The 11,120-nt window shown below is 43.9% G+C and carries 14 protein-coding genes and 1 pseudogene; all 15 read left to right on the top strand.

What is annotated here, in order from left to right:
• Positions 1–124 precede the first annotated feature (124 nt).
• The 15 genes and pseudogenes from C7B70_RS23705 to C7B70_RS23645 all read left to right on the top strand — a co-directional run bounded on the left by C7B70_RS23705 (position 125) and on the right by C7B70_RS23645 (position 10,976).
• Positions 125–742: a cyclopropane-fatty-acyl-phospholipid synthase family protein gene (locus C7B70_RS23705; RefSeq protein ID WP_106371387.1), complete on the top strand. Its 618-nt coding sequence runs from the start codon at positions 125–127 to the stop codon at positions 740–742.
• A 113-nt stretch (positions 743–855) separates the two neighbouring features.
• The gene (locus tag C7B70_RS23700; protein ID WP_106371386.1) at positions 856–1,512 is read left to right on the top strand and encodes a 2Fe-2S iron-sulfur cluster-binding protein; all 657 of its coding nucleotides are present in this window, start codon (positions 856–858) and stop codon (positions 1,510–1,512) included.
• A 28-nt stretch (positions 1,513–1,540) separates the two neighbouring features.
• Positions 1,541–2,524 (top strand): xanthine dehydrogenase family protein subunit M, encoded by a 984-nt coding sequence (locus C7B70_RS23695; protein ID WP_106371385.1) that lies wholly within the window; start codon positions 1,541–1,543, stop codon positions 2,522–2,524.
• Positions 2,521–4,761 (top strand): xanthine dehydrogenase family protein molybdopterin-binding subunit, encoded by a 2,241-nt coding sequence (locus C7B70_RS23690; protein WP_106371384.1) that lies wholly within the window; start codon positions 2,521–2,523, stop codon positions 4,759–4,761. Before C7B70_RS23695 ends, C7B70_RS23690 begins: the two co-directional genes overlap by 4 nt.
• Before the next feature lie 25 nt (positions 4,762–4,786).
• Positions 4,787–5,959, top strand: coding sequence for an XdhC/CoxI family protein (locus C7B70_RS23685; protein ID WP_106371383.1), 1,173 nt, complete (start codon positions 4,787–4,789; stop codon positions 5,957–5,959).
• Positions 5,956–6,603: an NTP transferase domain-containing protein gene (locus tag C7B70_RS23680; RefSeq protein WP_106371382.1), complete on the top strand. Its 648-nt coding sequence runs from the start codon at positions 5,956–5,958 to the stop codon at positions 6,601–6,603. The genes C7B70_RS23685 and C7B70_RS23680 overlap by 4 nt, the downstream gene beginning before the upstream one ends.
• A 102-nt stretch (positions 6,604–6,705) precedes the next feature.
• On the top strand, positions 6,706–7,038 hold the full coding sequence (locus C7B70_RS27300; protein WP_199192499.1) for an IS1 family transposase: 333 nt from the start codon (positions 6,706–6,708) through the stop codon (positions 7,036–7,038).
• Positions 6,989–7,432, top strand: a pseudogene (locus C7B70_RS28075) (IS1 family transposase). Before C7B70_RS27300 ends, C7B70_RS28075 begins: the two are co-directional and overlap by 50 nt.
• A 73-nt stretch (positions 7,433–7,505) precedes the next feature.
• Positions 7,506–7,796, top strand: a complete 291-nt coding sequence (locus tag C7B70_RS27285; RefSeq protein WP_199192497.1) for an IS1 family transposase — start codon at positions 7,506–7,508, stop codon at positions 7,794–7,796.
• Positions 7,797–7,806: 10 nt separating this feature from the next.
• A complete protein-coding gene (locus C7B70_RS27280; protein ID WP_199192495.1) occupies positions 7,807–8,250 on the top strand; it encodes an IS1 family transposase in 444 nt (147 codons plus the stop codon).
• A 202-nt stretch (positions 8,251–8,452) separates the two neighbouring features.
• Entirely contained in the window at positions 8,453–9,055 is a 603-nt protein-coding gene (locus C7B70_RS23665) for a hypothetical protein (protein ID WP_106371381.1), read from the top strand.
• A gap of 68 nt (positions 9,056–9,123) precedes the next feature.
• A complete protein-coding gene (locus C7B70_RS23660) occupies positions 9,124–9,495 on the top strand; it encodes a transposase (protein WP_199192494.1) in 372 nt (123 codons plus the stop codon).
• Entirely contained in the window at positions 9,461–9,961 is a 501-nt protein-coding gene (locus C7B70_RS23655; protein ID WP_106371380.1) for a transposase, read from the top strand. Before C7B70_RS23660 ends, C7B70_RS23655 begins: the two co-directional genes overlap by 35 nt.
• 294 nt (positions 9,962–10,255) lie before the next feature.
• Positions 10,256–10,696, top strand: a complete 441-nt coding sequence (locus C7B70_RS23650; protein ID WP_106371379.1) for a hypothetical protein — start codon at positions 10,256–10,258, stop codon at positions 10,694–10,696.
• Positions 10,662–10,976 carry a hypothetical protein gene (locus C7B70_RS23645; RefSeq protein ID WP_106371378.1) on the top strand — a complete coding sequence of 105 codons (315 nt, stop codon included), beginning with the start codon at positions 10,662–10,664 and terminating at the stop codon, positions 10,974–10,976. The genes C7B70_RS23650 and C7B70_RS23645 overlap by 35 nt, the downstream gene beginning before the upstream one ends.
• The last annotated feature ends 144 nt before the right edge of the window (positions 10,977–11,120 follow it).

The raw sequence follows: 11,120 nt of genomic DNA, 5'->3' as shown, positions 1-11,120 counted from the left end.
CCATTTATGTTGAGCAACGATTCAATATTTTCTTCTTTCTAGCTTACACTCTTTTCCAGCTAGCTTTGCTACTGTAGAAAAAAACAACCAAGTTAGGACTTAATACTAAAAAGAGGCAAAAATCATGCAAATTAAACACGCAATAGGTTTACTGATAGCAAGTGTAAGTATTGCTAGTGTTGGGATTACCGGATGCTTTCCTTCAAGCCAGAGCAATGCTCAGGTTTCTCAAACGCCAACAACTACTCAAACTCCTTTGCGCGAACCTGATGTCATCTATGTGCCTACGCCACAGGAAGTTGTAGACGAGATGCTAGCCTTAGCTAAAGTGACAAAAAACGATGTAATCTACGATCTTGGTAGTGGTGATGGACGGATTCCTGTTACTGCCGCACAGAGATTTGGGACTAGAGGATTCGGTATAGATATTAACCCCGAACGCATCAAAGAAGCTAATGCTAATGCTCAAAAAGCTGGCGTAACTAATCGCGTTAAGTTTCTCAATCAGGACTTATTTACAACAGATATTAGTCCTGCAACTGTTGTCACGCTTTACCTTTTACCCGAACTAAATGTTATGTTGCGACCTCAATTATTTAAGCAACTCAAGCCTGGTACTCGCATTGTCCCCCACGATTTTGACATGGGCGAGTGGAAACCAGAGCGAGTTGTGCAAACAAAAGAAGGTTCTACTATCTACTTATGGACTATTCCCAAAGAAGTTCCAGCTAATCTTAGATAAGCAGATTTAACTCGTTAAGTTAAATTTGCACTACACGCTAAGTATACGTAAACTGTGAAGTAGTGATTTTTTATTATTTACGCTCAAACTAAGTAATTTTAAATGTGCAAATTATGAGAATCAGGTTAAAACGCCGACGGTTTGGTCAAATAATGATTTCAGGTACAGTAGTAGCTGTGCTGGGGAATCTGACAACCAAAACTTGGGCGCAAACAAGCCCTCGTCGCCAGAGCGTACCAACCCAAGCACCAGAAGTAGTCGATGTAACGCTGCGAGTCAATGGCACAAAACGCAATTTAAAAATAGAACCACGAGTGACTTTACTCGATGCACTGCGCGATCGCATTGGTCTAACGGGAACGAAAAAAGGATGCGATCGCGGTCAATGCGGTGCTTGCACAGTATTAGTCAATGGACAGCGCATTAATTCTTGTTTGTCGCTGGCAATTATGTACGATGATGCAGAAATTACCACCGTTGAAGGGTTAGCGCAGGGAAACCAATTGCACCCCATTCAATCGGCATTTATTAAACATGACGGCTTTCAATGCGGCTATTGTACCCCCGGTCAAGTTTGTTCGGCAGTGGCAGCTATAGCTGAAGCAAAAGCAGGTACAGCAAGCGCAGTAACAGCAGATGTCAGGAAGCAAGGACAAGTTGAATTGACCGCTATGGAAATCTCGGAACGCATGAGCGGCAACATCTGTCGGTGCGGTGCTTATCCTGGCATTGTGGCGGCAGTGCAGGAAGTAAGTCAAGCCAATTCCTAAAAAGATTATTTGTCCTTTTAACTCCCCTATGAAACCATTTGCTTATTTACGTGCAACCGAAATCAGCACAGCCATTGAGTCCGCCACCAGCCAAACAAAATTTATCGCTGGCGGTACGAATCTCCTCGATTTGATGAAGGAAGGCGTAGAACAACCAGACCGCCTCATTGATATTACAAGGATACAGTTAGCGCAAATTCAATCCACATCTAACGGTGTACGCATTGGAGCGCTGGCAAAAAATAGCGATACTGCCAACCATCCTTTAATCCGCACGCGCTATCCGTTACTGTCCCAAGCTTTACTAGCTGGGGCATCGCCACAACTGCGAAATATGGCATCGGTTGGTGGCAATTTGCTACAAAGAACTCGCTGTTACTACTTTTACGATACATCCGCGCCTTGCAATAAACGTCAACCTGGGTCTGGCTGTGCCGCCATTGAAGGATATAACCGCATCCATGCGATTTTAGGTACAAGCGATAGTTGTATTGCTACTCATCCTTCCGATATGTGTGTGGCATTAACAGCCCTCGATGCGGTGGTACAGGTATCGGGAGCAAAAGGCGATCGCGCAATTCCCTTTGCGGAGTTTCATCGCTTACCTGGAGATACGCCCCAAATTGAGACAGCACTGCAACCAGGCGAACTAATTACGGCGGTCGATTTACCTAATTCAGGCTTTGCGGAAAATTCCCATTACTTCAAAGTTAGAGACAGAACATCCTATGCGTTTGCAGTAGTTTCGGCGGCTGCTGCCCTCGATATTAATAACGGTACGATTCAAAATGCGCGGATGGCATTGGGAGGAGTAGCACATAAACCTTGGCGAGCGGTGGAAGCCGAGAAAATTTTGATAGGTGCAAAACCCAACGAGCAGACTTTTCAAGCGGCGGCGGAAGCGACTTTGAAGGGGGCAAAAGGTTACAAACACAATGCTTTTAAAGTGGAATTGGGAAAAAGGGCAATTGTGCGATCGCTGACTATAGCAACAGAAGGAACAGCAGTATGACTCAAGCAGATAAACTAATGAACGCAGTAACAGGCAAGCCGATGGATCGGGTTGATGGTCGCCAAAAAGTTGCGGGGACAGCACTATACTCAGCAGAATATCCGCAAAAGAATCTTGCTTACGCCGTTCTAATTGACAGTAAAATTGCTCGTGGCTCAATCAAGAGTATCGATCTTAGTGCGGCAGAAAAAGCACCGGGAGTTCTTGCTATTCTCACTCACGCCAATGCTCCAAAACTCAAACCTATGCCAGGTTATACCGCCGGAGGAGGTGCAGCCGAGAACCGCATTCCTTTGAGCGATAGTAATATCTATCATGCTGGTCAATATATCGGTGTGGTAGTTGCCGATACCTTTGAGCGCGCCACCCACGCCGCCGAATTAGTCCGGGTTACTTACGCCCAACAACCGCCTTTAATTGAGATGGAGAAGCTGCGAGAGCGAGCAGTTGTGCCTAAAGGCAAAGTATCGCGAAGACCAGCAGATGTGCTACGCGGGAATTTTCAGCAAGGTTTGGCTGAAGGAACAGTGCGGGTTGAAGAAACTTATACCACACCCGTCGAACACCACAACCCAATGGAGCCACACGCTACAACCGCCGTTTGGTCAAGAAATCGCCTCACGGTTTACGATTCTACACAAAACATTTTTGGTACGAGTAAAACTCTAGCGGCAGCTTTTGGCATTCCCGAAAAAAATGTCCGCGTTGTCTGCAAATTTATTGGTGGGGCATTTGGCTGTAAAGGTACGATGTGGTCGCACGTCCCCCTAGCTGCTTTAGCCGCTCGTTACGTGCGTCGTCCAGTCAAGTTAGTTTTGACGCGCCCAGAAATGTTTACAGGCGTTGGATACAGGGCGCAAACCGAGCAACAAGTTATTCTAGCTGCCAAAGAAGACGGTAAATTGACTGCGATCGCTCATCAAGGTATTTCTGATAGTTGCCCTGAAGCAATTGGTGAATACGTTGAACCGTTCACAAAGGCTACTCATATGATGTATGCCTGTCAAAATATGCAAATTTCGCAACGAGTCGTGCTAGTAAACAAAGGTCAGCCCACGTTTATGCGCGCCCCCGGCGAAGCTTCAGGAACATTTGCCCTTGAATCTGCCCTTGACGAACTTGCTTATGAGTTAAAGCTAGACCCGATTGAGTTGCGCTTGCGTAACTACGCAGACACCGACCCCGAAACCAAATTGCCTTGGTCGAGTAAATCGCTCAAAGAATCTTACGCGCTTGGGGCTGAAAAGTTTGGCTGGTCGCGGCGAAACCCCGAACCGCGTTCGATGCGCGATGGTCGGTATCTTGTAGGGATGGGAATGGCAAGCGCTACGTACCCTGTATATCACTTTCCTGCTACTGCTGTAACCAAAATTATGCTTGATGGTAGCGTCGTTGTCCAAAGCGGTACGCACGAGATGGGTACGGGTACGGCGACAGCATTACCGCCAGTAGTCGCTGATGTATTGGGAATCCCTGTCGAACGGGTGCGATTTGAGCTTGGCGATACAGAATTGCCGCGCGCGCCAGTTTCCGGCGGTTCAGCGACAATATCTTCGGTCGGAACCGCAGTTGAGGGGGCAACGCAAGCAGTCCGGGCAAAAGTATTAGCTATAGCCCGCGCCGATAGAAGATCGCCGCTTTACAAAATTCCTGCTACAGAAATTGCCATGGAAAATGGCGAGATATTTATCAAGAGCGATCGCACTAAAAGCGAAACCTACGCATCGATTCTCCAACGCAATAATTTGAAGATGGTGGAAGCCAGCTTTGATGCTAAGTTCGACGAAGCAAATAAAAAATACTCAATGCACTCGTTTGGCGCACAATTTGCCGAGGTGCGTGTCGATCCCGATTTTGGTCACGTTCGTGTAACCCGCTTTGTTGGGGCTTTTGGTGCAGGAAGAATTATGAATAGAAAAACCGCAAATTCCCAATTAATTGGTGGGATTACGATGGGTATTGGCATGGCACTATTAGAAGAAACTATAACCGATTACCGTTCTGGGCGTATTGTCAATCCCAATTTAGGCGAGTACCACGTACCAGTTAATGCCGATATTCCAGCAATTGAAGCGTATTTTGTGGCAGAAAATGACCCCCATATTAACGCAATTGGAGCTAAAGGAATTGGCGAAATTGGCATTACAGGCGTAGCGGCGGCGATCGCTAATGCGGTCTATCATGCTACTGGAAAGCGCGTTCGTTCTCTGCCAATTACCCTAGACAAATTAATTTAACCTAAAAGGCGAATATCCCCTAAAAATGAAGGAATTTATCGCAATTTTAGCAGAACTGGAAAAAAGCAACCGCCAAGGCAAAACAACTGTCCTGACTACGGTAATTGAAGCCCAAGGTTCTACCTATCGTCGCGCAGGGGCGCGGATGCTGCTAACTTCAGATGGTTGTAGTGTAGGGACAATTAGTGGCGGCTGTTTAGAAGCCGATGTCGCTTTGCGATCGCAAAAAGTAATGGCATCAAAACAACCAACAGTAGTAACCTATGACACAACCTCTGATGAAGATATTGTCTGGGGACTGGGACTAGGCTGTGACGGCTTAGTGCGCGTTCTAATTGAGCCAATTACACCTAAGCAAACAGATTATGTAGAGTTTCTGTCTAGGTGCTATGGCGATCGCCAATTGGGTGTAGTCGCAACTTTAGTCAGCGTCACAGGCCCAGTACAGGAGAAAGTTGGAACTCGTTTAATGTTGCAACAAAACGGCAGTTTTATTAGTCATTTCTCACCTTCTGTAGCAGCAAGCATAGTTGAAGACGCACGCGCAGCATTAGAGCGCAAACTTTCAAGTTTGAAGTCCTATCAATTGCCGATAGGTGAAGTAGAGGTTTTTATCGAAGTTATCCAGCCACCATTATCCCTCTTAATTTTTGGTGCGGGTCACGATGCTCTACCAGTAGCACGTTTTGCTAAAGAACTAGGTTGGAATGTCACAGTTGTCGATACCCGGCAATCAACAGCAACACAAAATCGGTTTACTGATGCGGATGCCATTGTGCTATCCTGTCCAGAAGATATCACTGACCATATCAGTGTAGGCGATCTCACTGTTGCTGTAGTTATGACCCATAACTACCTACACGACCTTGAACTTCTCAAAATCCTCCTACCATCGCAAGTTTGCTACTTAGGTATTCTCGGTCCCAAAAGCAGAACCGAGCGTTTACTTGAAGAATTACGTCAAATAGGAACTCAGCCAACTAAAGAACAAATACACAGATTATATGCTCCTATTGGACTTGACATTGGTGCTGATACCCCCGAAGAAATCGCTCTATCAATTATTGCCGGAATTCAAGCTGTCATTACCAACCGTTTAGGAAACCAGCTACGAGAACGAAAGGGATCGATTCACGAGCAAGTTTCCAAGCAGGGTATTCAATCAAACCCTTCAGCTAAAAGGTATGTCAGCGTATGAATGGAATTGAAGAATACGACCAAAACATTGGGATTGTCATTTTAGCTGCCGGAGCATCAACTCGTATGGGTACACCCAAGCAATTGTTGAGCTATCAAGAACGCACTTTACTTCGTCACACCATAGAAGTTGCTATTGCCTCTGTCTGCCGACCAATTGTTGTCGTTTTGGGCGCTTATGCCCAACTTATTAAGTCTGATATTAGCCAGCTTTCTATTCATATAGTAGAAAACTTGCAGTGGAATGAAGGGATAAGTTCTTCAATTGGAGTGGGCATTCAAGAGCTAAAGACTTCTTACCCAGACGTAGAAGCAGTCATAGTCACACTTTGCGATCAACCTTTCATTTCTACCGAGATTATTAATCAGCTTGCCTTAGCATACCATTCGGCAAATCAGCCTATTATTGCTTGCGAGTATGCAGAAACCCTAGGCGTACCAGCTTTATTTAGCGAGCGCTTGTTTTGCGAACTCACAACTTTAAAGGACAAAGAAGGAGCAAAACAGGTGATTAAAAGGTACGCCCAGGAAGTGTTTAGGATCTCTTTTCCTGAAGGCGCTACAGACATTGACACTCCAGAAAACTACGCAGAGCTTCTGAAGGGTGACAAAGTAAAAATTGCCTTGCGAACGAAACTCTTATGACTTGCATAGCGTACCGGATTAAGAAGAGGAAATGTTACAAAGTTGTTGATAGACTAAACTAAACTTATAAAAATAGTAGAATCAACGGTATTAAGATTAGCCATGATTACACAAGTATTACATTGTCCTTACTGTCAGGGAGTAGATATTGTAAAAAATGGGAAGACTCCTCAAAGGAAGCAACGCTATCAATGTCGGGAACAAGCTTGTGACGGTCGAACATTCATTTTAGATTATGCTTATCCGGGTCAATCCCGAAAAGTAAAACAACAGATTGTAGACATGGCACTTAACGGCAGTGGAATTCGAGATACAGCGCGAGTATTACACGTTAGCACTAGCACTGTTATTAAAGAGTTTAAAAAAACAAATCCAATTGCAATCAGTGAATTTATCAATTTTAAAACAACGCAATTGCGAGTCGATAGTGGTTGATATTTGCTTGTTTAAACCTTTGGAGATATCATCAGGGGTGGAATCTGAACTCGATGAAATGTGGAGCTTCGTTACAAAAAAATCTAATCAGAGATGGTTGTGGCACGCTATTGAGCGTAAGAGCGGAAAAGTTTTAGCCTACGTTTTTGGGACACGTAAAGATGAAATTTTTCTACAATTGAAAGCTTTGTTAGAACCCTTTAGAATTACCCATTTTTACACTGATGATTGGGGAGCGAATTTCGCTGCATTTAGCTCAATCCTTGCATAAAATCGGAAAACAAAACACTCAAAAGATAGAAAACAAGCATTTTTGTTTCTGCGGACTCGGATTAAACGTTTAGCTCGGAGAACAATTTGCTTCTCCAAGACGGTCGCTATGCACGATTGGTAATGGCTCAGACGCGTTGCTCTAGCTCCGAAATTATGCTGCAATTAGGTAAAGTATCGTCTTCGCGAGTTCAGTAATGGTTTTAGAGCCAGTTCACTGCCCAAGTTGTGACAGTATTAACGTAGTTAGACATGGGAAAACAGCACAACAAAAGCAGCGTTATCAATGCCAAAATCCGTTATGTTGTCGCCGTACATTTATCCAGGAATATACCTATCAGGGCTACTTACCTAAAGTTAAACAGCAGATTACGGATATGGCAATCAATGGAAGTGGAATGAGAGATACAGCAAGAGTGTTAAAAATTAGTCGTAATACAGTAACCCAGGAACTTACAAAAAAATTCCCAACTACAGTTTGTGAATGAAAAATTTTGAATGGCAACAAACTCCGCCCAAATTGATGTCAGCTTAGGACGTGTACAAGCAGCAGAAATGGATGAAATGTGGAGCTTCGTCCAGTCCAAGCAACAGCAAAGATGGTTATGGCATACCATAGACCATGCTTCAGGCAAAATACTAGCTTACGTACTTGCGCCTCATGAAGACTCCGCCTTTGTGCAATTAAAGGCACTACTCCAGCCCTTTGGAATTACACGATTTTTTACGGATGGATGGGGTTCCTATCAACGATATTTAGATCGACAAGTACATATTATTGGCAAGTCTAACACTCAGAAAATTGAACGCAAACATTTAACTTTAAGAACGAGGATTAAACGATTAGCACGTAAGACAATATGCTTCTCCAAATCTATTGAAATGCACGATCTAGTAATTGGGTTATTTATCAACCGTTATGAGTTTGGATTACTAATTTAATACCTTATTAACACGTCTGAGCCATTACCTGCACGATTTAGTGATTGCACTATTTATTAATAGATACGAGTTTGGACTGTCTATTTAATTTTGGATCAACATTTATACAACATCTCCGGCTACTGTTTATACGAACTGAACTTTATATACTGTTAATTATAAGCAACGTTACACCGTTGAAATCTCCAGGTACAAGCCGACGATGCTTCCGATTCAACTCATCTACACTAACGTGTCTAAGTTTCAGTTTAGTTTTTTAGTAGTCTTAACCTGCGCCCTTAGTGCCTGTATTAATCTACCAGCCGCAGCTTTACCAGGTCAAACCGGTGGGGAAGTAATACAATGGTCACAGGATCATCCGTTGATTGCTGGACTCCAGATTTCAATTAAATTACAAACGGTAGAACCCGATTTGTCCTCTACATCTAAGTGCCTTGGCAACGAGTTAAGTTTTGCCGTTTGGGTTCCTAATGGCTTGGTAAGCCGAGAACTCGTCGGTTATCGCTCTAGTAATAAGACTTTCAATTTCGAGCCGAAGAATTCAGCCGGAATTAACCTGATTCGACAAGTGTACGATTCTAAGATCGCTCAAGATTTTGTTTCTTCCACCCTGATCTATCAGAAAAACAATAACCCTCTAGCACGCAGTTTTTACCGAGGCAGACGTTACGGGTATATCGTGATACATTTTCTTGATCTGCGTGAACGTAGAAGTCAGTATGTGTCACAGCTAACAGTAGTGCCTCTGAGTCAACTAAAAAACGAAATTGAAGTCGAAAAAAAAGCACCTAGTAATTTCTTTTAACTAAGCAGTTGGTATGAGCCTATCCCACTAACTCAAAAATATGAGCTAGAATCAGCTATATTGCTGAAATGAAACAAAAAGAAGACAAAATGGCAGGTAGGTTTGAGGGATTGAGTGATCTTGAGTGGAAGTTGTTTGAAGAATTACTACCTCAGTTCTTAGAAAAAAGAGGGCGTGGTATGCCACACGCGCCATTTCGCAACGTTTTGAATACTCAGTTATACGTATTAATTACTGGTTGTCGATGGTGCGACATACCACGAGGCGAACAATGGGCATCAAAAAGTGCTGCCCATCGATGGCTGCAGCGGTGGTACGAAGATGGAACATTGGAGAAACTAAAAGCGCGAATTCTGGCAGTAGCAGAGGAAAAAGGAATAATCGACTGGAAGTATGGAGCCGTTGATGGTTCTTTTTCCCCCTGGGAAGGGTGGCGGTGAAGGCGTAGGCTACGGATACAAAGGCAAGGGAATACTTATTCACAGTATCACCGATGCTAAGGGTATGCCAGTGGTGGCAACTACTACCCCAGCTAATGGGGACGAAAAGCAACAAGTCCTACCGATGCTAAATCAAATTCGATTAGCCAATGGTAAACGAGGTAATCCTAAACGTCGTCTTAAAATTCTGGCGGCGGATAAAGGATATGAGGCTAAATGGCTACGTTACAAGCTTCGTACTAAGGGTATCCGACCGCAGATCAAAAAACGGCAGTGGAAGGGTAAAAAGTTGAGAGGTAGACCAATCGCGGAAACTGTACCTCGCTATCAGCAGGAGCGTTCTTTCTCGTGGCTTCAACGCAAATATAGACGACTTGTTGTCCGTTGGGAACGCCTCAAAGTCTGTTTCGATGCTTTCCTCCTTCTTGCTTGTTGCTATATCTGGTTTCCTAAGTTAGTGGGATAGATTCTTCGCATTTCGTTTGGAGTTTTATTATTTCCCTCTTTTGCTCTAATTACTTTAATCATTTTTGTCAATATCATGGTTCACGAAATTACCACTAACGATGATAATTTCACGCTTACTGCCTGGATTAGTCCTGGTTAGGTCGATGTATTCTCTCCAAACTACGATAGGCGATATCAAAAGCAAAGACAAATAGAAAGTCAGTCAAACGAGCAGCAGCAGGAAGAAAGTCAGCTTAACTTTCTTGAGTCGATTTTCTCGTTTCTCTTCGGCGATCGCAATCCCAACGGAGACTTGAAAAAACCCCGCCAGAAAGCAATTGCCGCCGTCATTCGCTCCAATGGTGGTGCAGTGGTAGGAGAGCAGATAGCGCCCTATCTAGACGATATTAGCTCCGGCTACGCTCAAAAGTACGAAGACTATATGTTGCCTGTGCTAACTAGGTTTAACGGGCAACCAACTGTTAGTCCCCAAGGACATCTAGTGTATGTATTTCCCGAACTGCAAGCAACCGCCGCATCCGAGCAGCAAGAAGTATTTACACAACATTTTCTTCAGGAAATTCCTCAAAAATTCAGTGCTGCAAGTCCAGGTGCGATTGCCTACGGCAGTGCTGGAAGCAATCGCACTAAGTGCAATCCTTGGAATGCTCAATTTAGCTGGAGCAGTTTACCTGGAAAGCTTATTAGTAAAAGAGATTATGGAGAATGGCAGCGTTTTACCTTTGGCTCATAATATCTGTTTGTTGCTTTTAGGCTACGGCACGGCTTTTGTTGGCATACCTTTGGGACGATATTTTTGGCTGAAGCGGCACAATAAGAAAATATGTGATCGCAAGGCCCAGCGTCAGGAGCGATCGCTGCTACTTGCTGATGCTGAGGTACAAGGTAAAGTTGACTATGCGCGACAGTTTGCGGCTCAGAGTATCATCGGCGAAGGTAATTTAGTTTATAGGACCCAAACTGATTTATTAGAGCAGGAAAGCAATGCGATCGCCAAACTAATTGCTGTTTAAGGCGATTGCGAGGCAAAGATTAATTTTTAAGAATTTTAGGCTTTGTTGTTATTGAATTAAGCCAATCATATCATGTCCGCATAACAGATTATGATAAAGGTGGAGAATAAAAGTATGACTCATGCCGAAACGAATTGCGGTAGC

This window comes from Chlorogloea sp. CCALA 695 (genome assembly GCF_003003885.1).
GTDB lineage: Bacteria > Cyanobacteriota > Cyanobacteriia > Cyanobacteriales > Chroococcidiopsidaceae > Aliterella.
The sequence above is the reverse complement of the archived record's forward strand: the minus strand, read 5'-3'. Positions and strand labels throughout refer to the sequence as shown.